Annotated in this window: 16 protein-coding genes and 1 pseudogene; 16 read left to right on the top strand and 1 reads right to left on the bottom strand. The window is 56.8% G+C overall.

All coding sequences use genetic code 11. The features are described 5' to 3' along the window. Nucleotides 1-747: 747 nt before the first annotated feature. From SERS4_RS0119390 to SERS4_RS0119325, 14 genes are all read left to right on the top strand, one after another. A complete protein-coding gene (locus SERS4_RS0119390) occupies nucleotides 748-2,184 on the top strand; it encodes a HAMP domain-containing sensor histidine kinase (RefSeq protein ID WP_017893709.1) in 1,437 nt (478 codons plus the stop codon). A gap of 2 nt (nucleotides 2,185-2,186) precedes the next feature. Then, entirely contained in the window at nucleotides 2,187-3,059 is an 873-nt protein-coding gene (qseG, locus tag SERS4_RS25835) for a two-component system QseEF-associated lipoprotein QseG (protein WP_012146358.1), read from the top strand. Continuing rightward, nucleotides 3,056-4,393: a two-component system response regulator GlrR gene (gene glrR, locus SERS4_RS0119380; protein ID WP_012146357.1), complete on the top strand. Its 1,338-nt coding sequence runs from the start codon at nucleotides 3,056-3,058 to the stop codon at nucleotides 4,391-4,393. Before qseG ends, glrR begins: the two co-directional genes overlap by 4 nt. Nucleotides 4,394-4,522: 129 nt before the next feature. After that, nucleotides 4,523-6,145 carry an NAD+ synthase gene (locus SERS4_RS0119375; protein WP_012146356.1) on the top strand — a complete coding sequence of 541 codons (1,623 nt, stop codon included), beginning with the start codon at nucleotides 4,523-4,525 and terminating at the stop codon, nucleotides 6,143-6,145. Between the two features lie 10 nt (nucleotides 6,146-6,155). Further along, entirely contained in the window at nucleotides 6,156-6,494 is a 339-nt protein-coding gene (glnB, locus tag SERS4_RS0119370) for a nitrogen regulatory protein P-II (RefSeq protein ID WP_004847623.1), read from the top strand. A gap of 221 nt (nucleotides 6,495-6,715) precedes the next feature. After that, nucleotides 6,716-7,639, top strand: coding sequence for a LysR substrate-binding domain-containing protein (locus SERS4_RS0119365; RefSeq protein ID WP_012146355.1), 924 nt, complete (start codon nucleotides 6,716-6,718; stop codon nucleotides 7,637-7,639). 115 nt (nucleotides 7,640-7,754) lie between these two features. Further along, a complete protein-coding gene (locus SERS4_RS0119360) occupies nucleotides 7,755-9,218 on the top strand; it encodes a gamma-aminobutyraldehyde dehydrogenase (RefSeq protein ID WP_012146354.1) in 1,464 nt (487 codons plus the stop codon). A gap of 275 nt (nucleotides 9,219-9,493) precedes the next feature. Further along, nucleotides 9,494-10,648 (top strand): putative ABC transporter substrate-binding protein YdcS, encoded by a 1,155-nt coding sequence (gene ydcS / locus SERS4_RS0119355; RefSeq protein WP_017893707.1) that lies wholly within the window; start codon nucleotides 9,494-9,496, stop codon nucleotides 10,646-10,648. Nucleotides 10,649-10,702: 54 nt separating this feature from the next. Next, nucleotides 10,703-11,731: an ABC transporter ATP-binding protein gene (locus SERS4_RS0119350; protein WP_012146352.1), complete on the top strand. Its 1,029-nt coding sequence runs from the start codon at nucleotides 10,703-10,705 to the stop codon at nucleotides 11,729-11,731. A 7-nt stretch (nucleotides 11,732-11,738) separates the two neighbouring features. Continuing rightward, nucleotides 11,739-12,677, top strand: coding sequence for an ABC transporter permease (locus SERS4_RS0119345; RefSeq protein ID WP_369804750.1), 939 nt, complete (start codon nucleotides 11,739-11,741; stop codon nucleotides 12,675-12,677). After that, nucleotides 12,667-13,473, top strand: coding sequence for an ABC transporter permease (locus tag SERS4_RS0119340; RefSeq protein WP_012146350.1), 807 nt, complete (start codon nucleotides 12,667-12,669; stop codon nucleotides 13,471-13,473). The genes SERS4_RS0119345 and SERS4_RS0119340 overlap by 11 nt, the downstream gene beginning before the upstream one ends. A 51-nt stretch (nucleotides 13,474-13,524) precedes the next feature. Continuing rightward, on the top strand, nucleotides 13,525-14,949 hold the full coding sequence (patD, locus tag SERS4_RS0119335; protein ID WP_017893706.1) for an aminobutyraldehyde dehydrogenase: 1,425 nt from the start codon (nucleotides 13,525-13,527) through the stop codon (nucleotides 14,947-14,949). A 222-nt stretch (nucleotides 14,950-15,171) separates the two neighbouring features. Beyond that, a complete protein-coding gene (locus SERS4_RS0119330; protein WP_017893705.1) occupies nucleotides 15,172-17,082 on the top strand; it encodes an FAD/NAD(P)-binding protein in 1,911 nt (636 codons plus the stop codon). Further along, complete coding sequence (locus SERS4_RS0119325) at nucleotides 17,079-18,266, top strand: cytochrome c (RefSeq protein ID WP_017893704.1); 1,188 nt, start codon at nucleotides 17,079-17,081, stop codon at nucleotides 18,264-18,266. Before SERS4_RS0119330 ends, SERS4_RS0119325 begins: the two co-directional genes overlap by 4 nt. Nucleotides 18,267-18,302: 36 nt before the next feature. Here SERS4_RS0119325 and hmpA read toward each other — a convergent pair whose 3' ends face one another. Next, nucleotides 18,303-19,493 (bottom strand): NO-inducible flavohemoprotein, encoded by a 1,191-nt coding sequence (gene hmpA / locus SERS4_RS0119320; protein WP_017893703.1) that lies wholly within the window; start codon nucleotides 19,491-19,493, stop codon nucleotides 18,303-18,305. 372 nt (nucleotides 19,494-19,865) lie between these two features. Here hmpA and glyA point away from each other — a divergent pair, with 372 nt between their 5' ends. Beyond that, nucleotides 19,866-21,119: a serine hydroxymethyltransferase gene (glyA, locus tag SERS4_RS0119315; RefSeq protein WP_012146345.1), complete on the top strand. Its 1,254-nt coding sequence runs from the start codon at nucleotides 19,866-19,868 to the stop codon at nucleotides 21,117-21,119. Between the two features lie 280 nt (nucleotides 21,120-21,399). After that, nucleotides 21,400-22,583 (top strand): annotated as a pseudogene (locus tag SERS4_RS25830) (NupC/NupG family nucleoside CNT transporter). Nucleotides 22,584-22,588 lie beyond the last annotated feature (5 nt).

Genomic DNA, 22,588 nt, shown 5'->3' with positions numbered 1-22,588 from the left:
TTTTTTGCTCGCTGGCAGTTGTCGGCATTTTGCGACAGGGGCTATTTTAACTGTCTCTAAAAAGAGACACTTAACTCATTGATTTATAATGGTGTAAAATTAATTGGCTTAAGTTGTCGGTTTTTGGCGACAGGGTGACGTTTTTTTCTTCGCCGGATACGCGGTTAATTTGTGTATTTTGACAGTGAATAAATATTTTATTAATAAATATCAATTAGTTAAAAATAACTTGAAAAGTTGGCACGCTAAGTGCATTATTCTGCCCAGTTGCTCATTCAACTATTTATGACGGCCCCGTATTTAGACGGAATTGTTGCCTCATAAGCCTCCGAATGATGCCAAAGAAATGGTGCCTATCGTCCAACCAAACCGATAACAGACGCGCAAGCGCTTTATCAAGCATCGGGCGACACGTGGAGTGAGGCACCGCCTGTATCCAACTGTGATGAGTGTTCATCAATCCCGGATACGTACGGATGCTATTCGTCCTGTTCGATGCCAGCCATGTGCTACATCACCCTGGGGACGAGATTCAAGGGCATCCACACATTCTTGCGATGGGGCAGCTCTGCCCCAGCGTCAAACCTCAACGTTATGCCTACCTCTATCTTCATCCGTTATCGATAGTTTCAAACACAAACTCCTACTTATGGCTCGCTGACCTGTATTTTCCTGACGCTCCGCTGAACGCCGGGCTTTCCTCTCATCGGCGACTCGGTTAGCATCGGAGCAACTAGAGACAGTGAGATGATTTCATTGAAAAGATGGCGTTTATTTCCCCGATCGCTGCGCCAACTGGTGCTGATGGCGTTCCTGCTGGTGCTGCTGCCACTGCTGGTGCTGGCCTATCAGGCTTACCAGAGCCTGGATCACCTCAGCGCGCAGGCGGCAGACATCAACCGCACCACGCTGGTGGATGCGCGACGCAGTGAGGCAATGACCAGCGTGGCGCTGGAAATGGAACGCAGTTACCGCCAGTATTGCGTACTGGTCGATCCCACTCTGGCGCGGTTGTACCAAAACCAGCGCAAACAGTATTCACAGATGCTCGATGCCCACGCGCCGATCCTGCCGGATGAACGCTATTATCAAACCTTGCGCGATCTGCTGACCCAGCTTGCGGCGATTAAATGCCAAAGCAGCGGCCCGGACGCACAGGCTTCGATGTTGCTGGAGTCATTCTCGCGTTCCAATGCCGAAATGGTGCAGGCCACGCGTGCCGTGGTGTTCTCTCGCGGCCAGCAGTTACAGCAGGCGATTGCCGAGCGCGGTCAGTTCTTCGGCTGGCAGGCATTGATGCTGTTTCTGGTCAGCGTAATGCTGGTGGTGTTATTCACCCGGATGATTATCGGTCCGGTAAAAGCGGTAGAGCGAATGATCAACCGCCTGGGGGAAGGTCGGGCGTTGGGCAGTACCGACTCTTTCAAAGGGCCGCGTGAACTGCGTTCTCTGGCTCAGCGCATTATTTGGCTGAGTGAACGCCTGGCGTGGCTGGAGTCGCAGCGCCATGAGTTCCTGCGCCATATTTCGCACGAGTTGAAGACGCCGTTGGCCAGCATGCGCGAGGGTACCGAATTGCTGGCGGACGAAGTGGCCGGTCCGCTGACCTCCGATCAGAAAGAGGTGGTAACCATTCTCGACGGCAGCAGCCGTCACCTGCAGCAACTGATTGAACAACTGCTGGATTACAACCGCAAACTGGCCGATGGCCCGGCAGAGCATGAGAATGTCGAGCTGAAAGAGATGGTCGAAATGGTGGTGGCGGCACACAGTTTGCCGGCCCGGGCAAAATTGATCCGCACCGAGATCCAATTGGATGCGGAAATATGCTGGGCAGAGCCTACGCTATTAATGCGCGTGCTGGATAATCTCTACTCCAATGCGGTGCACTACGGCAAGGAATCCGGTAACATTTGGATCCGCAGCCGTCAGGTTGGGCAACGGGTGCAGATTGATGTCGCCAACAGCGGCACGCCGATCCCCGAAGCCGAGAGAACCATGATTTTTGAGCCTTTTTTCCAGGGTAGTCACCAGCGAAAAGGGGCGGTAAAAGGAAGCGGTCTGGGGCTGAGCATTGCGCAGGATTGTATCCGCCGCATGCGTGGCGAACTGCAGTTGGTTGAAGTCGCCGGCACCGACGTCTGCTTCCGTATTGAATTGCCATTAACCGCCGAGAATGAATAATAATGTACACATGGTCTAAACGCCTTCGTCTCTCGCAGACCGAACGTTCACCGCGTGCCACACAGGGCACGCCGCTCGGCAAGCGTCGATTTTCCTTTTTAGGCAGCGTTCTTTTTATGCCGTTTCTGTTGGCGGGTTGCGTCGATCGTGCGGTTAGCGGTGGCCTGAATCAGCCGCAGCAGGAAGCGATCCCGGACACCAAAGTGGTGGATTATCGCATCGCAGCCTGCGACAGCCTGTGGCCGCTCGACGAAAAAGACGCGTTGAATAACTCACTTTACTGGCTGCGAGCCATGGACTGTGCCGATCGTATCGGTTCAACCCAGGCGCGTGCGCTGGCGAAAACCCTGCCTGGCAACAGCTGGGACGGTATTTTCAAGCAAAGTATCCTGTTGGCCAGTGCCGAGCCGACCTCGGGCGAACGTCGCCAGATGATCGACCGTCTGAACAGTTACCGCATGGAGTTCCCAAGCTCACTGCGCCCGCTGTTGCAGCTGTGGCGTCAACAGCAGGTACTGCAGATCACCCTGTTTGATGAAAAGGCGCGCTATCAGCACCTGCAGGAAAGCTCCGACAGCCAGATAGATACGCTGCGTCAGAGCCAGATACGTTTACAGGCGCAGCTGCAGGATACCTCGCGCAAGCTGGAAAACCTGACCGATATCGAACGCCAGCTCTCTTCGCGCAAGCAGATGCAGAGTGACATCCCGGACAACAGCGGAACGCAGCAAAAAACTGACGCCACGGGCAAGAAAGTTGCGCCCGCCAAGGCAGCAGAATCGGATGCTGAACCTGAGAAGGGTACCGCTTTGCCGGTGGAGCCGGAAGATACCTACGCGCCGCCCCCCGCTAACAAGGAGTCTCACGCGCAATGACCGCACGCAAACCGGCCAATTTGTTATTGGTTGACGACGATCCCAGCCTGCTTAAGCTGCTGGGGATGCGCCTGACCAGCGAAGGTTTTCATGTCACCACCGCCGAAAGCGGCCAGGAAGCGCTGCGCCTGTTAGGGCGTGAGAAGATTGATCTGGTGATCAGCGATCTGCGGATGGATGAAATGGACGGCATGGCACTGTTTGCCGAAATCCAAAAGCATCAGCCTGGCATGCCGGTGATCATTCTTACCGCCCATGGTTCAATCCCGGACGCGGTGGCGGCTACCCAGCAAGGGGTGTTCAGCTTCCTGACCAAACCGGTGGATCGTGATGCGCTGTATAAAGCCATCGACGATGCCCTATCGCTGTCACTGCCGGCCGGTGATGACAGTTGGCGTGAAGACATCGTCACCCGCAGCCCGATTATGCTGCGCCTGCTGGAGCAGGCAAAAATGGTGGCGCAGTCGGACGTCAGCGTATTGATTAACGGCCACAGCGGCACCGGTAAAGAGGTGCTGGCACAGGCGATCCACGGTGCCAGTCCTCGCGGTAAAAAGGCCTTTATCGCCATTAACTGCGGTGCGTTGCCGGAGCAACTGCTGGAGTCCGAGCTGTTTGGCCATGCCAAAGGGGCCTTTACCGGCGCGGTCAGCAGCCGCGAAGGGCTGTTCCAGGCGGCAGCCGGCGGCACGCTGTTCCTCGACGAGATCGGCGATATGCCGCTTTCGCTGCAGGTTAAGCTGTTGCGCGTATTGCAGGAGCGCAAGGTGCGCCCGCTGGGCAGCAACCGCGATCTGGACATTGACGTTCGCATCATTTCCGCCACTCACCGCGATCTGCAAAAGGCGATGGCGAAAAACGAATTCCGCGAGGATTTGTACTACCGGCTGAACGTGGTGAACCTGAAGATCCCGGCGTTGAATGAGCGTGCCGAGGATATCCCGCTGCTGGCCAATCATCTGCTGCGCGAATCGGCCAAGCGCCATAAACCCTTCGTTCGCAGCTTCTCAACGGACGCTATGAAACGCTTGATGACCGCCACCTGGCCGGGCAACGTGCGCCAACTGGTGAACGTCATCGAGCAGTGTGTGGCCCTGACCTCTGCGCCGGTGATCAGCGAAGCGCTGGTTGAGCAGGCGTTGGAAGGGGAAAATACCGCCTTGCCGACCTTTGTCGAGGCCCGCAATCAGTTTGAATTGCACTATCTGCGCAAGCTGTTGCAGATCACCAAGGGTAACGTGACCCAGGCCGCGCGCATGGCAGGCCGCAACCGTACCGAGTTTTATAAATTGCTGTCGCGTCATGAACTGGACGCCAACGATTTTAAAGAATGATTTTTTCCGCCGCAGCCTGCGCACGCAGGTTCTCAACAAACGCGGCGGAATGATTTACACTCCGTTCTCTTGTTTGTGGCGTGGCCCAACACAGAGCACCATGGAACGTATTAAGCGGGATCCTAAACAATGAGCAGATCACTTTCCATCGCACTGGCCCAGCTGAATCTGCTGGTCGGTGACATTGAAGGCAACACCGAACGCATGTTGCAAACCGTGCAAGAGCAGCAGAAGGCGGGAGCCGATCTGGTCATGTTCACCGAGTTGGCGCTCTCCGGCTATCCGCCGGAAGACCTGCTGTACCGCAACGATTTTTACCAGCGCTGTGACGCGCAGCTGCAGCGTCTGCAGCAGGCATCTGCCGAGGTCGCCATTCTGGTTGGCCATCCGTGGCGTGAAGGCGACAAGCTGTATAATGCGCTGTCGCTGTTTTCTGAAGGGCAGTTGCTGGCGCGTTACTTCAAGCAGCAGTTGCCGAACTACGGCGTTTTCGATGAGAAACGCTACTTCCAGGCCGGTAGTGAAACCTGCGTGGTTGAGCTGAAAGGCTATCAATTGGGCCTGCTGATTTGCGAAGATTTGTGGTTCCCAGGGCCGGTCGATGCCGCCAAGGCGGCCGGTGCCGAAATGATTTTGTCGATCAACGCCTCGCCGTACAACCGCGAAAAACCGTATATCCGCAAGACGTTAATGGCCGGCCATTGCCAACGTACCCATCTGCCGCTGGTGTATCTGAACCAGATTGGCGGGCAGGATGAACTGATTTTCGACGGTTGTTCGAAGGTGTTCGATGCGGCCGGCAATATGACCCATCGCCTGACCGCATTTGCCGAGCAGGTGACCCTGCTTGAGCTCAATGAGCTGGAGGTGGTGCCAATGACCGCTCCGGCCGCCGAGCTGCCGCAGTTGGCGCAGGTGTACGAAGCCCTGGTGCTGGCGGTGCGCGATTACGTCACTAAAAACGGCTTTAAGGGCGCGGTACTGGGGTTGTCTGGCGGTATCGATTCGGCGCTGACGCTGGCGATTGCCGTCGATGCCTTGGGCAAAGATAAAGTGCAGGCGCTGATGATGCCGTTCCGCTACACCGCGGATATCAGTATCGCTGACGCCAAAGAAGAAGCTGAAATCCTCGGCATTGAATTCGACATCGTCTCTATTGAACCTATGTTCGACGCCTTTATGGGCCAGCTGACGCCAATGTTTGCCGGTACCGAACGCGACACCACCGAAGAAAACCTGCAGGCACGCTGCCGCGGCGTGGTGTTGATGGCGCTGTCCAACAAGCGCCGCAGCATCGTGTTGACCACCGGCAACAAAAGCGAGATGGCCGTAGGTTACGCCACGCTGTATGGTGATATGGCGGGTGGCTTCGACGTGCTGAAAGACGTACCGAAAACGCTGGTGTTCAAGCTGTCCGAATACCGTAACACCGTCTCATACGTGATCCCGCAGCGGGTTATCGATCGTCCACCGTCCGCAGAGCTGGCGCCGGATCAGCTCGATCAGGACAGCCTGCCGCCGTACGACATTCTGGATGCAATTCTGGAAGGTTACGTCGAACGCGATAAGTCGGTTGCCGATCTGGTGGCCGAAGGCTTCGACGAGGCGATCGTGCGCAAGGTTATCCGCCTGGTGGATATCAACGAATACAAACGGCGTCAGGCCGCCGTCGGGCCGCGCATCACCGCCCGCAATTTCGGCAAAGACCGCCGCTACCCAATCACATCCGGCTTTGGCCGCAAAAATTGGTAAAGGAAACAAGATGAAAAAGATCGACGCTATTATCAAGCCGTTCAAACTGGATGATGTCCGTGAAGCGCTGGCTGAGGTTGGCATTACCGGGATGACCGTCACCGAAGTGAAAGGCTTCGGCCGCCAGAAGGGCCACACCGAGCTGTACCGTGGCGCGGAGTATATGGTCGATTTTCTGCCGAAGGTGAAAATTGAGATCGTGGTGGCCGACGATATCGTCGATACCTGCGTCGAGACCATCATGCAGACCGCGCAAACCGGCAAAATCGGCGATGGCAAAATCTTTGTCTTCGACGTGGCACGCGTAGTGCGTATCCGTACCGGCGAGCAGGACGAAGAAGCGATTTAATGTGACGTTTCTGGTCTGAAACCCCTGAGGGCGCAGCATGCTGCGCCCTTGTCATATCTGCAGTCTGTTATCTCCTCCCACCGATTGATTCCTCCTTCTCTGTCATTGTTGCCGTTAGCATTCTAAAAAAGCGAAGGCTGTCGCGTTTTTAATAGTTTTCCCGATCGCTTTACGCGCGGCATCTACACTCAATCCAACTGTTTTGATTGAGGTTGTGACCTATGATGACGCTACGCCAAATTCGCCACTTCATTGCCGTAGCGGAAACCGGATCGATCTCCGCCGCCGCCCAGGCGGTGTTCGTTTCCCAATCCTCGCTGACGCTGGCCATCCAGCAACTGGAGACCGACATTGGCGTGCGGCTGTTTGATCGCCACGCAAAGGGCATGAACCTGACGCATCAGGGCCATCAGTTTCTGCGCCAGTCTTACCTGATCCTCGCCACGGTGGATAACGCCAAGCGCAGCCTGCAACTGGGTACCGAAAGCCTGACCGGCAAGCTGACCATTGGCGTGACCAGCCTGGTGGCCGGATACTTTTTGGTCGAACTGCTCAAGCGGTTTAAATCGGCCTATCCCAATGTCACCATTCAGATGATCGAAGACGAACGTCCTTATATTGAGCACCTGCTGGTGAGCGGGGAGATCGATATCGGCGTACTGATACTGTCGAATATTGAGGATCGTGATGCGTTACAGACCGAAGTGCTGATGCACTCGCCTTATCGTCTGTGGTTACCGCCGCTGCATCCGTTGCTGGATCATGAAAGTATCGGGTTGGCGGATGTGGCGAAGCTGCCGCTGATCCAGCTGAATGCCGACGAAATGGACGTGCATGCGCGGCGCATCTGGGCGCGTGCCGGAGTGAAACCGGAGATCGCCATGAAAACCGGTTCGACGGAGGCGGTGCGCAGCCTGGTAGCGGCGGGCATGGGTGTTTCAATCCTGCCGGACATGGCCTATCGCGCCTGGTCGCTGGAGGGCAACATGATTGAAGCCCGCAAGCTGGTGGATCTGCTGGAGCCGCTCGACATCGGCCTGGCCTGGCGACGCGGCAGTGCGCGGCCGGAACTGGTCACGCCTTTCCTCACCATTGCCCGTGAGAATGGCAATATGCACGCTGCCGGGCTGAAGCATTCGATTTAATCGAACGCGGCGTTCAGTATTTAGAATTTGTTGGCTGCCTGATGCTCGCTTAGTCTGATTGAAACTAACTTATTCACATTTGGTTAACGTTTTGGTCACTTAGGGGCAATACACCATGGCAGATGTGCACCTCCTTTCAGGTTTATCCTGTCAGCAATTCATTAACGGTCAGTCGGTCGAAGGCGAAGGCCAGCAGGAGTGCATCGTTAATCCGGCCAATGGCGAAACGCTGGTTTCCATCACCGAAGCCTCATCGGCGCAGGTCGGCAGTGCGGTTAAGGCGGCGCAGCAGGCTTTCGGCCACTGGTCGCGCACCACACCGGCCTACCGTGCTTCCATTCTGCTACGTATTGCCGACGCCATCGAACGGCAGGCCCCGCGCCTGGCTGGTCTGGAGGCGCTTAACTGCGGAAAACCACTGCATCAGGCGCTCAATGACGATCTGCCGGCCGCCGTCGACGTGTTTCGTTTCTTTGCCGGCGCGGTGCGCACCCAGCAGGGGCAACTGGCCGGTGAATATATTGAAGGGCACACCTCGATGATCCGCCGTGACCCCGTAGGTGTGGTGGCCTCGATTGCGCCATGGAACTACCCGTTGATGATGGCGGCGTGGAAGATCGCGCCGGCGCTGGCGGCGGGCAACACCGTAGTATTCAAACCTTCCGAACACACCCCGCTGACCATTCTTGCGCTGGTGCCTGCACTGCAGGACATCCTGCCGCCGGGCGTGCTGAATATCATCTATGGTGGTGGCGAAGGGGTCGGTAGCCATCTGGTCGGGCATCCGCAGGTGCGTTTGGTCTCGGTGACCGGCGATATTGTCACCGGGCAAAAAATTCTGCAGGCTGCGGCGAAAAGCGTTAAACGCACGCATCTCGAACTGGGCGGCAAGGCCCCGGTGATTGTCTGTGACGACGCCGACCTGGATGAAGTGGTCAACAGCATTCGCACCTACGGCTACTACAACGCTGGGCAAGACTGCACCGCCGCCTGCCGCATCTACGCGCAGGCGGGGATCTATCCGAAGCTGGTGGAAGCGCTGGGCGAGGCGGTTGCCAGCCTGCGTTTTGCCCGCAAGCGCGATGAAGATAACGAAATCGGCCCGCTGATCAGCAGCCGCCAGCGCGATCGCGTGGCCAGCTTTGTCGAGCGGGCGCTCAGCCAGCCGCATATTGAATTGATCACCGGCGCCGCCGCGCACTCCGGTCCGGGTTTCTATTACCAACCCACGCTGCTGGCCGGCTGCCTGCAAAGCGACGAAATCGTCCAGCGCGAGGTGTTCGGCCCGGTGGTGAGCGTCACCCGCTTCGAACATCTGGAGCAGGCGGTCAACTGGGCCAACGATTCCGAATACGGCCTGGCCTCGTCGGTCTGGACGCAGAATATCGATCGGGCGCTGCATATCGCCGCACATCTGCAATACGGCAGCACCTGGATCAACACCCATTTCACCCTGGCGAGTGAGATGCCACACGGCGGTCTGAAACGCTCCGGCTACGGCAAAGATCTTTCCAGTGATTCACTGCAGGACTACAGCGTAGTCAGGCATGTAATGGCGAAGTTTAAAGCCAGCTTCTAGTGGCAGCATACCCGTCGCCTTTCAAGCTGCAGCGTTGTTACCTGCACTCGGTTATTCGGCCCATCGTGGGCCGAACCCCTGGCGGGGCCGCGGCTAGCCGCGTTCAAATCTGTTCCCGACAGATTTGTCACCCCAGTTACTTACTCAAGTAAGCGCCTGGGGATGAGTGAGCTGGTCGCCTAGCTGCAACTTGAAATTCATAGGGTAAATAAAATTATACGACAGCGGCAGCCGTTCCCTGCCGCACATAGATACGCAACACAGGGGTTATTACGATGGGAAAAACTACCGCAGTCACCACCACAGTTTCCGCACTCTGTTTCACCGTGCTTTGCGGCCTGGCCCAGGCGGCAGACTTGCCGCAGGCGCTGGGTAAAGGCGAAGGGCGCCTGGATATCATCGCCTGGCCGGGCTATATCGAACGTGGCCAGTCCGATAAAAACTATGACTGGGTCAGCCAGTTTGAAAAGCAAACCAGCTGCGCGGTGAATGTGAAAACCGCCGCCACCTCCGATGAAATGGTCAGCCTGATGGCCAAGGGCGGCTATGACCTGGTCACCGCTTCCGGCGACGCCTCGCTGCGATTGATCTTCGGTAAACGGGTGCAGCCAATCAACACTGCGCTGATCCCCAACTGGAAAAACATAGATCCGCGCCTGCTGAACGGTGCCTGGTACACCGTTGACGGCAAAACCTACGGCACGCCTTATCAGTGGGGGCCAAACCTGCTGATGTACAACACCAAAACCTTCCCAACGCCGCCAGACAGCTGGGCGGTAGTGTTCCAGCAACAGAACCTGCCGGACGGCAAGACCAATCAGGGCCGGGTGCAGGCCTACGACGGGCCGATTTACATCGCCGATGCGGCGCTGTTCCTGAAGGCCACGCAACCGCAGCTTGGCATCAGCGATCCGTACCAACTGAATGAAGAGCAGTATCAGGTCGCCTTGAAGCTATTGCGCACCCAGCATGCCTTGATCCACCGCTACTGGCATGACACTTCGGTGCAGATGAGCGATTTCAAAAACGAAGGCGTGGTGGCCTCCAGCGCCTGGCCCTATCAGGCCAATGCTCTGAAAGGAGAAGGCCAGCCGATTGGCACCGTGTTCCCGAAAGAGGGGGTTACCGGTTGGGCGGACACCACCATGCTGCACAGCGATGCCAAGCATCCGAACTGTGCTTACCTGTGGATGAACTGGTCGCTGGAGCCGAAAGTGCAGGGCGACGTTGCCGCCTGGTTTGGTTCGGTACCGGCATCACCGGCGGGCTGCAAGGCCAGCACGCTACTGGGCGACAAAGGTTGTGAAACCAACGGCTTCAACCAGTTCGACAAGATTGCCTTCTGGAAAACACCGCAGGCACAGGGCGGCAAATTCGTGCCATACAGCCGCTGGACTCAGGACTATATCGCCATCATGGGCGGTCGCTAACCCGCGGGGGCGTAGCCTGCTACGCCCGATTAATGCCTTTCAGGAGCGCAGATCATGACCATTGCCGTGCAATTTATCGATGTTTCGCGGAGCTTCGGCGAGGTTCGCGCCGTGGATCGGGTTTCTATCGAGATACAAGACGGGGAATTCTTCTCCATGCTCGGGCCTTCCGGCTCGGGCAAAACCACCTGCCTGCGACTGATCGCCGGCTTTGAACAACTCAGCGCCGGCTCGATCCGCATTCACGGGCAGGAAGCGGCCAACCTGCCGCCGTACCAGCGCGACGTGAATACCGTATTCCAGGATTACGCCCTGTTCCCGCACATGTCGGTACTGGAAAACGTCGCCTATGGATTGATGGTGAAGGGCGTCGCCAAACGTGAACGGCTGGCCCGGGCACAGGAGGCGCTGGACAGCGTGGCGCTGGGTTTCGTGGCCGAGCGTAAGCCGGCTCATCTTTCCGGTGGCCAGCGTCAACGGGTCGCACTGGCCCGCGCGTTGGTGAACCGACCGCGGGTGCTGTTGCTGGATGAGCCGCTGGGCGCGCTGGATCTCAAGCTGCGTGAACAGATGCAGGGCGAGTTGAAAAAGCTGCAGCGGCAACTGGGGATCACCTTTATTTTCGTCACCCATGATCAGAGCGAAGCGCTGTCGATGTCTGACCGGGTGGCGGTGTTCAACAATGGGCGGATCGAGCAGGTGGATGCGCCGCGTGAGCTGTACATGCGGCCGAAGACACCGTTTGTTGCCGAGTTTGTCGGCACCTCTAACGTGGTGCGCAGCGAACTGGCTCAGCGTTTACTCGGCCAGACCGCCACTTTCTCGATCCGCCCCGAGCATATTCGCTTAATGGATCAGGCCGGTGCCGCGCAGGGTGAAATCCAGGTGCAGGGATTGCTGCAAGAGATCCATTATCAGGGGGCGGCTACGCGCTATGAAATTGCGTTGAGCAGCGGTGAGAAACTGCTGGTCAGCGAGGCGAATCCTCAGTGGCATGCCGCCGGGCAGCAGCATCTGATCGGTCAGCCGGTCACCGCCTGCTGGTCACGTGAGGCGATGGTGCCACTGCTGGAGGAGAGGTGAGATGGAGATGAGCATCGACTATCCCGCGCCGCGCCGCGGTACTCTGCGCGCCCTGTCGACCTTTCTCTATCGCCGGCCGACGCTGTACCTGTTGCTGTTATTGGTTCCACCGCTGTTGTGGTTCGGCGCGGTGTACCTTGGCTCATTACTGACGCTGCTGTGGCAGGGATTTTATACCTTCGACGACTTCACCATGACGGTGACGCCGGATCTGACCTTCGATAACCTGCGGGCGCTGTTCAACCCGGCCAACTACGACATTATTCTGCGCACATTGACCATGGCGGTGCTGGTGTCGCTGGCCAGTGCGGTATTGGCGTTCCCGATTGCCTACTACATGGCGCGTTACACCAGTGGCCGCGTCAAAGCGTTCTTTTATATCGCGGTGATGATGCCGATGTGGGCCAGCTATATCGTCAAGGCCTACGCCTGGACGCTGCTGCTGGCAAAGGATGGTGTGGCGCAGTGGTTCCTGCAACATCTGGGGCTGGAGCCGGTGTTGGCGGCAATCCTCACCGTGCCGGGCGTTGGAGGCAATACCCTGTCGACCTCGGGGCTGGGGCGTTTTCTGGTGTTTGTTTATATCTGGCTGCCGTTCATGATCCTGCCGATCCAGGCGGCGCTGGAACGCCTGCCGCCTTCGTTGCTGCATGCCTCGGCGGATTTGGGCGCGCGTCCGTCGCAGACTTTCCGTTACGTGATCCTGCCGCTGGCGGTGCCAGGCATTGCCGCCGGGTCGATCTTCACCTTCTCGCTGACGCTGGGGGACTTTATTGTGCCGCAGCTGGTGGGGCCGCCGGGCTATTTCATCGGCAGCATGGTGTACGCCCAGCAAGGGGCGATCGGCAATATGCCAATGGCAGCGGCCTTTACCCTGGTGCCGATTGTGTTGATCGCGATTTATCTTTCCATTGTGAAACGTCTGGGGGCCTTCGATGCACTCTGAGCGCGCACCATTAGGGCTGAAACTGGCCGCCTGGGGCGGTCTGATCTTCCTGCATTTCCCGCTGGCGATTATCGCCATCTACGCCTTCAACACCGAGGACGCGGCGTTCAGCTTCCCGCCGAAGGGCTTTACGCTGCATTGGTTTAGCGTCGCTGCCGGTCGGCAGGACATTATCGATGCGATGCTGCTTTCCGCGCAGATTGCTGCGCTGGCGACGGCGGTGGCGCTGGTGCTGGGCACCCTGGCGGCGGCGGCGCTGTACCGGCGTGATTTCTTCGGTAAGGACAGTATTTCACTGTTGCTGCTGTTACCGATCGCGCTGCCGGGCATTGTTACCGGCCTGGCGCTGCTGGCGGCATTCAAGGCGCTGAATATCGAGCCGGGAGTACTGACCATCGTGATCGGTCATGCCACCTTCTGCGTAGTGATCGTGTTCAACAATGTCATCGCTCGTTTCCGCCGGACTTCCCATAGCCTGATCGAGGCTTCCATGGATCTCGGTGCCGACGGTTGGCAAACCTTCCGCTACGTGATGTTGCCCAACCTGGGTTCAGCATTGCTGGCCGGTGGCATGCTGGCGTTCGCACTGTCGTTTGATGAAATCATTGTCACCACCTTTACCGCCGGGCATGAGCGCACGCTGCCGCTGTGGCTGCTCAATCAGCTCGGTCGTCCGCGCGATGTGCCGATCACCAACGTGGTGGCGCTGTCGGTGATGTTGCTGACCATGATCCCGATTTTGGGGGCCTATTACCTGACCAAGGGCGGCGAAAGCGTCGCCGGCAGCGGCAAATAAATAGCCTCTTGACCCTAATGCGTACCAGACATCTTATAAAAGGATAATCCTATGCAAAGCCAACTGTTGATTAACGGCCGACTGGTTACCGGCCAGGGCGCGTTGTTGCCGGTGTATAACCCGGCAACCGGAGAGGTAGTGGTACAGGTGGCTGAAGCCAGCGCAGAGCAGGTCGATCAGGCGGTGCTGGCGGCCGACGCCGCCTTTGAACACTGGGGGCAGACCACGCCGAAGGAGCGGGCTGAACATCTGCTGAAGCTGGCGGATTTGATCGACAACCATGCGGAAACCTTCGCTCGCCTGGAATCGATTAACTGCGGTAAACCTTATCACTGCGTGCTGAATGATGAACTGCCGGGTGTGGCCGACGTCTTTCGCTTTTTCGCCGGGGCCAGCCGTTGTTTGAGCGGGCTGGCGGCCGGTGAATATCTGGCTGGACATACCTCGATGATCCGCCGTGATCCCCTGGGCGTCGTCGCCTCGATCGCCCCCTGGAATTACCCGCTGATGATGGCGGCGTGGAAGTTGGCTCCGGCCCTGGCGGCGGGCAATTGCGTAGTGCTTAAGCCGTCGGAACAAACACCGCTGACCACCTTCAAGCTGGCTGAACTGGCCGCCGGACTGTTCCCGCCGGGCGTGCTCAACGTCCTGTTTGGTCGTGGCGCCAGCGTCGGTGACAGACTGACCGGCCATAGCAAAGTGCGCATGGTATCCCTGACCGGCTCAATCGCCACCGGCGAACATATCATTGGCCATACCGCATCCGGCATTAAACGCACCCATATGGAGCTGGGGGGCAAGGCGCCGGTGCTGGTGTTTGACGACGCCGACCTGCAACAGGTGGTGGAAGGGATCCGTAGCTTTGGCTTCTACAACGCCGGTCAGGACTGCACCGCCGCCTGTCGCATTTACGCGCAGAAAGGCATCTATCCACAGTTGGTGAAGGCGTTGGGCGAGGCTATCGGCAGCCTGAAGATCGGCCCGCCGATCGATGCCAGCAGCGAACTGGGCCCGTTGATTACCGCTCAGCATCTGGAGCGGGTGGTGGGTTTTGTCGAGCGAGCCAAGGCGTTGCCGCATGTACAGGTGGTGACCGGTGGTGAGCGGGTTAACGGCCCTGGGTACTATTTCCAGCCGACGCTGTTGGCCGGTGCTCGTCAGGAGGATGAAATCGTGCAGCGTGAAGTGTTTGGGCCGGTGGTGACCGTTACACCGTTCGACGATGAGGCGCAGGTGCTGGCCTGGGCCAACGAGTCTGACTACGGGCTGGCGTCGTCGCTGTGGACCCGCGACGTGGGCCGGGCACACCGCCTGAGCGCCCGTTTGCAATACGGCTGCACCTGGGTGAATACCCATTTCATGCTGGTGAGCGAGATGCCGCACGGTGGCCAAAAGTTGTCCGGCTACGGCAAGGATATGTCGATGTATGGCCTGGAAGATTACACCGCTATTCGCCACGTGATGTTTAAACATTGATTCATCAGGTTTTATCTGCAAAATAACGCGGCTTACAGACCGGCTCCGGCCGGTCTGATGATAATAAAAACGCAAAGCAGACTGCTGACAAAGCCCGTTATTAGGGAGAGCGTGCCGATGGGGTCGTAGCGGCTTGTCCGCCGGAGCGCCCCTCGGTGCGCTAGGCCCGGGTATCTCGGGTTTAAAGACCACTTTGTCATCAAACTCAAAAGGGAGCCAATTATGAGCATCACCAGACGCGATTTTCTTAATGGGGTGGCGATCACTATCGCCGCCGGGTTAACGCCGATGCAGATCCTGCGTGCATCGCCGCAAACCGCCAATCAAACCCTCTATTATCCGCCGACGCTGACCGGATTGCGGGGCAACCATTCCGGTTCGTTTGAGCATGCTCACCAACTGGGGCGTGACGGCAAGGCCTTCGATTTTGCCACTGTGCCCGCTACCGAGGAGTTCGATCTGGTGGTGGTCGGCGCCGGGATCAGCGGACTGGCCGCCGCCTGTTTCTGGCAGCAAATGAAAGGTCAGCAGCAGCGTATCTTGCTGATCGACAACCATGATGATTTCGGCGGCCACGCCAAGCGCAATGAATTCAGCAGCGAAAATGGCACCATTCTCGGCTACGGCGGCAGCGAGTCGCTGCAGTCGCCGCGATCCAACTTCAGTCCGGTAGCTATGGGGCTGCTGCAAAAGCTGGGCGTCAGCATCGACAACCTGGAAAAGGCTTTCGATAAAACCTTCTACCCGGATCTTAACCTGAGCCGTGGCGTCTATTTCGATCGCAAAAACTTCGGCGTCGACAAAGTAGTGAACGGGGATCCTGGCCGTATGGTGGCGGATGATATTCCCCATGACCGCCTTAATGGCCGTTCCTACGAAGCTTTTATCGGTGATTTCCCGCTGCCGGAAAGCGATCGCCAGGCGCTGATTGCACTGCATACGGTGGATAAGGATTACCTGCCGGAAATGAGTCAGGAGCAGAAAAGTGAATGGCTCGACAAGCACAGTTATACCGAATTCCTGCGTGACAAGGTTGGCCTGAGCGAAATGGCGATCCGCTATTTCCAACAAACCACCAGTGACTTCCAGGCGGTGGGCATCGACGCCACTTCGTGCAGCGATGCGCGTATTTGCGATCTGCCTGGCCTGAACGGCATGAACCTGCCGCCGCTGGATGAAGAGTCACAGGCGGATCTCGACGATCCTTACGTGTTCCACTTCCCGGACGGCAACGCCACGCTGACACGCTTAATGGTGCGCCATCTGATCCCGGCGGTCTCACCGGGCGGTAAGGACATGAATGACATAGTGCTGGCGAAGTTCGACTACAGCCGGCTTGACCGGGCGGAGTCACCGGTAAAACTGCGCTTGAACAGCACCGGGCTGCACGCGGCTAACGTTGGCGACAAGGTCGAAGTGACCTACATGACCGGCGAGAAAATGACCAAGGTGCGCGCCGGGCAGGTAGTGATGGCCGGCTACAACATGATGATCCCTTATCTGGTGCCGGAAATGTCGCCGGAGCAGCAACAGGCGCTGAAGCAGAACGTCAAGTCGCCGCTGGTGTACAGCAAAGTGGTGATCCGTAACTGGCAGTCGTTTATTAAACTGGGCGTGCATGAGGTTTACTCGCCAACGGCGCCTTATTGCCGTGTGAAGCTGGATTATCCGGTGAGCATGGGCGGCTACCAGCATCCACGCGATCCGAACCAGCCGATTGGCCTGCACATGGTGTATGTCCCGACGCTGGCGGGCAGCGGGTTAAGCCCACGCGAACAGTCGCGCAAGGGCCGTGCCTTGCTGTTGGGCACGCCGTTTGAAGTGCATGAGCAGATGATCCGTGAGCAGTTGCAGGGCATGCTCGGTTCCGCCGGTTTTGATCATCAGCGTGATATCGAGGCGATCACCGTTAACCGCTGGTCGCACGGCTATTCCTACTTCCTCAACGGGCTGTTTGACGATGAGGACGAGGCGAAGAAAATCATTGAGACGGCGCGTAAGCCGATCGGCAAAATTGTGATTGCCAACTCGGATTCAGACTGGAGCCCGTACGCCAACTCGGCGATCGATCAGGCGTGGCGTGCGGTTAATGAACTGGCCTTCGGCCAGGTTGCCGCCAAGGAGGGAGCATGAGCATGCGTTCACTGTACTTACTGACCTTACTGGCGGCGGGTGGCTCGGCACAGGCGATGTCGGCCGGGGAATATGTTGCCAGGGCTGGTGATTGCACCGCCTGCCATACCACACCGGGTGGGGCTTTGCTTGCCGGTGGTATGAAGTTTCCGACTCCGCTGGGCAATATTTACGCTACCAATATTACGCCAGACAAACAGCAGGGGATCGGCGCCTATTCCTTTGACGAGTTTGACCGTGCGATGCGTCAGGGGATTGCCAAAGATGGCCATCGACTGTATCCGGCGATGCCGTACACCTCTTACGCCAAAATGAACGCGGAAGATATGCGTGCGCTGTACGACTATCTGATGAAGGAAGTCCCGGCGCAGAACACCGCCAACCGCGCCAGTGATATCAGTTGGCCGTTGTCGATGCGTTGGCCGTTGGCAATATGGAACCAACTGTTCCATGAGGATACGCCTTATCAGCCGGACAGCAGCCAGAGCACCGAGTGGAACCGTGGCGCCTATTTGGTGCAAGGGGCTGGGCACTGCGGCAGTTGCCATACGCCGCGCGGTTGGGCGATGCAGGAGAAAGGGCTGGACAGCAAAGATCCGGTCTTCCTGAGCGGTGCCGAACTCGATGGCTGGTACGCTTCAGGAATACGCGGGCTGAAACAGGATGATGTGGTGGCCTTGCTGAAAAGCGGGCGCAGCCAACATGCGGCAGTCGCAGGGCCGATGAGTGAAGTGGTTAGCCACAGCACGCAATATCTGACCGACGGTGATTTGAACGCCATTGCTACTTACCTGCACAGTCTGGCGGCAGAGAAACCGCCGGCGGAGAAACCCGTAGCCATGGCGGTCGACAACTGGCAAGCGGGGCAACGCACCTATGCCATGTACTGTTCAACCTGCCATGGTAATAAGGGCGAGGGCAGCGACAATACCATTCCGGCATTGGCCGGTAACGCAACGGTCACGGAGGAGGATCCACTCACCGCGCTGCGCGTAGTGTTGGAAGGAGCACATACGCCGATCACTCAACATGCTACGGCGCTTGCCATGCCGGGTTACGCCTGGACATTGAACGACCAGCAGGCTGCCGATCTGATGAGTTATTTGCGGGGAAGTTGGGGCAACCAGGCGGCACCGGTCACGGCGCAGCAGGTAAAAGAGACACGCAAGCTGGCGGAGAAATAACGGTGGGGCACGGCAGCAGGCCGTGCCCCATTTCAATTACATGACCTTGTGCGGCCCGAAGCATTCGTAGTGGATGCGTTCGGCCTCTACGCCCATGTCCAGAAGTTGGCTGGCCACAGACTGCATAAACGGTAACGGCCCGCAGAAGTAGTAATGCATCTGCGGCGTGCTGAGCGTTTCACGCAGGGCACTGAGATTCATCAGGCCACGGCTCTGGTAGTCGCGGCCTTCCACATCATTGGCACCCGGTTGGTTGTACCACACGTGACGGCTCAGATTCGGCATGCGGCCGGCAATATCCGCCACTTCATCGGCAAAGGCGTGAACGCTGCCGTTTTCCGCCGCGTGCAGCCAGTGCACGTCCGCCGGGTGCTGGTTATCGTGCAGCGTATGGAGCATGCCGAGCATTGGTGTTTGGCCGACACCGGCGGAGATCAGTGCCACCGGGGTTTCCGGCTGCGCTTCCAGGAAGAAATCCCCGTGCGGCGGAGCGATATAAATGACGTCGCCTTCTTTGGCCTGCTGGTGCAGGAAGTTCGATACCTTGCCCTGATCCTCTCGTTTTACCGCAATGCGATAGTACTCGCCATTCGGTGAGGTGGTCAGTGAGTATTGGCGAATCTCCTGGTTTTCCATGCTGTCGTGCTTGATGTAGACCGCCAGGTATTGGCCCGGTTTGAAGTCGATCACCTTGCCACCGTCAACCGGCGCCAACACGAAGCTGCAAATCACCTCGCTCTGTGGCTGTTTTTTGACGATGCGGAAGGCTCGTCGATCGCGCCAGCCACCCTCGGCAGTTTCGCTGGCCTGATAAATCTGGCCTTCGCGCTGGATAAAGACATCCGCCAACACCCCGTAGGCTTTACCCCAGGCGTCTAGCACTTCCTGCCCCGGGCTGAACATTTCGTCCAGAGTTGCCAGCAGATGACCACCGACAATCTGATATTGATCCGGGCGAATATTCAGGCTGGTATGCTTCTGGGCAATGCGCTCCACCGCCGGCAGCAGCGCCGCCAGGTTTTCGATATTCGCGGCATAGGCGCAGATCGCGTCGAACAGCGCCTGACGCTGATCGCCATTGCGCTGGTTGTTCATGTTGAACACGTCCTTTAACTCGGGATTATGCTCGAACATGCGATCGTAGAAGTGGGCGGTCAGTTTTGGCCCGGTAGCGGCCAGCAGGGGAATGGTAGATTTTACGGTGGCGATGGTTTGGCTATCCAGCATGGTGGCGCTCCTTGGTCGGACATTATTGGAATATTCTAATGATGCATTTAAAATGCATCTTTACATTTGAACGCATCCTAACGGTTTCTGCCGTGGCTGTAAATACCCCTGTTTTTGTTGCGGAGTCGTCAGGCGACGATCTCGCTCACAGAACATGAAAAAACCGCATCCTCAGTATGAGTAAAAGTCGGTTGTCGAATGGGGTGTTTTATCGGATCAAAGCCTTGCTGCGCCTTATGCCAATCGTTTGCGTAAAAACCTCTGTCAAGACCTATCCTCGGTGGGGCGAAACAGTTTACACTGTGGCCCAGAACCCGAACGGGTAGTTATTTGGTGATTTTTTAGTTAGCTGATTTAGTCAGGAGAAGCCGGATGTTAAAGCGTGAAATGAACATTGCTGATTACGATGCCGAACTGTGGCGTGCAATGGAGCAAGAAGTTGTGCGTCAGGAAGAGCACATTGAGCTGATTGCGTCTGAGAACTACACCAGCCCGCGCGTAATGCAGGCCCAGGGCTCCCAGTTGACCAACAAATACGCTGAAGGTTATCCGGGCAAGCGTTATTACGGCGGCTGCGAATATGTGGATATCGTTGAGCAACTGGCCATCGATCGCGCAAAAGAGCTGTTCGGCGCAGATTACGCCAACGTCCAGCCACACTCTGGTTCCCAGGCGAACTTCGCTGTTTACACCGCGCTGCTGCAGCCGGGCGACACCATTCTGGGCATGAACCTGGCGCACGGCGGCCACCTGACCCACGGTTCACCGGTCAACCTGTCTGGTAAACTGTATAACGTGGTGCCTTACGGCATCGACGAAAAAGGTCAAATCGACTACGAAGATCTGGCCAAGCAGGCACAGACTCATAAACCAAAAATGATCATCGGCGGCTTCTCTGCCTTCTCCGGTATCGTTGATTGGGCAAAAATGCGCGAAATCGCCGACAGCATCGGCGCTTACCTGTTCGTTGACATGGCGCACGTGGCGGGTCTGATCGCCGCCGGCGTTTATCCGAACCCGGTCCCTCACGCACATATCGTGACCACCACCACCCACAAAACCTTGGCAGGTCCGCGCGGCGGCCTGATCCTGGCGAAAGGCGGTGATGAAGATCTGTATAAAAAGCTGAACTCCGCGGTGTTCCCAGGCGGCCAGGGCGGCCCGCTGATGCACGTGATCGCCGGTAAAGCGGTGGCGCTGAAAGAAGCCATGGAGCCTGAGTTCAAAATTTACCAGCAGCAAGTGGCCAAAAACGCCAAAGCCATGGTGGAAGTGGTGCTGGAGCGCGGCTACAAAGTGGTTTCCGGTGGCACTCATAACCACCTGTTCCTGCTGGATCTGGTTGATAAGAACCTGACCGGTAAAGAAGCTGACGCTGCCCTGGGCCGCGCCAACATCACCGTGAACAAAAACAGCGTGCCAAACGATCCCAAGAGCCCGTTCGTCACCTCCGGTGTGCGTATCGGTACTCCGGCAGTGACCCGTCGCGGCTTCAAAGAAGCTGACGTGCGTGAACTGGCCGGCTGGATCTGCGACGTGCTGGACAACATCAACGATGAAGCCACCATCGAACGCACCAAGAAGAAAGTACTGGATATCTGCGCCCGCCTGCCGGTTTACGCATAATTTCCATTGCTGTAAAAAACGCTGAGGCGTCAGGCCGGTCACTTGGGTGACCGGTTTTTTTTTACCTTTAGGCGACGGTTAGAGATTGAACGTCGTATATATATTTCCGTCATTAATATTAGTTATTGATATATATATCAACGATAGGGTGTGATATTTGTCGTCTTTTAATTAATTACCTTGTTTACAGACGGTGTTATGTGATTTAAGTCTATATGATTGTTATTTGCTCTCATGGTATATCTTGAAAAAGGACGGTTGTTATACTATGGAGTGTCGTATGACGCAGGTTATTCACTTTATCCTCTCGTGTCTGTTAGTGACGATAATGGCATTGATGGTCAGCCATGACCGAAAGTTAATTAAGATCCGCTATATTATTCAGCTGCTGGTGATTGAAGTATTACTTGCCTGGCTGTTCCTTCGTTCTGATATGGGTACCGGATTTACGGCACAGGTTTCTACGGTGTTTAACGGTTTGATGCTGTTTGCCGGTGAAGGCACTGACTTTTTATTCGGCGGAATGCGGGCGCAAGGACTGGCATTCTTCCTTCTCAATGTATTGTGTCCTATTATTTTTATTTCTGCATTGATCGGTATTATTCAGCACATCAATCTGTTGCCGATTATTATTCGGGGAGTGGGAACGGTGTTGTCCAAAGTCAATGGCATGGGCAAGTTGGAGTCTTTTAATGCCGTCAGCGCATTATTACTGGGGCAGTCAGAGAACTTTATCGTTTATAAAGACGTGCTGGGCAAGATGTCCGAAAATCGCATTTACACTATGGCAGCCACCGCGATGTCAACCGTGTCGGTTTTTATGGTCGGTGCCTATATCAATATGGTTGATGCCCGCTATGTCGTAGTGTCATTGATTCTGAATATGTTTAGCACATTTATCGTGCTGTCACTGATTAATCCGTATCGTGTCGATTTGGAAGAAGAGGTTGAGATGCAGGATCTGCATCGTGGACAAAGTTTATTTGAAATGTTGGGTGAATATATTCTTGCCGGCTTTAAGGTCGCAGTAATCATTGCCGCCATGCTGCTGGGCTTTATTGCCCTGATCGCCGCCATCAACGCGTTGTTTAGCAGCCTGTTTGGCATCAGTTTTCAAGGCTTGCTGGGCTATCTGCTTTATCCATTTGCCTGGGTGCTTGGCGTGCCGGCTCATGAGGCGCAGCAGGTTGGCAGCATCATGGCGACCAAGATTGTCGCCAACGAGTTTGTCGCCATGACTGAGTTGCAACAGATTAAAGCCGTGCTGTCGCCCGCGCCGAAGGGATCTTGTCGGTATTCCTGATTTCCTTTGCCAACTTCACCTCGGTGGGCATTGTGGCGGGTGCGATTAAAGCATTGAACGAGGAGCAGGGGAACGTGGTTTCCCGTTTCAGTATGAAACTGCTGTATGGCTCAACGCTGGTGAGTTTCTTATCGGCAGCGGTGGCCGGATTGGTTATTTAAACCCT

This window comes from Serratia sp. S4, from assembly GCF_000347995.1.
GTDB classification, from domain to species: Bacteria; Pseudomonadota; Gammaproteobacteria; order Enterobacterales; family Enterobacteriaceae; genus Serratia; species Serratia quinivorans.
The sequence above is the reverse complement of the archived record's forward strand: the minus strand, read 5'-3'. Positions and strand labels throughout refer to the sequence as shown.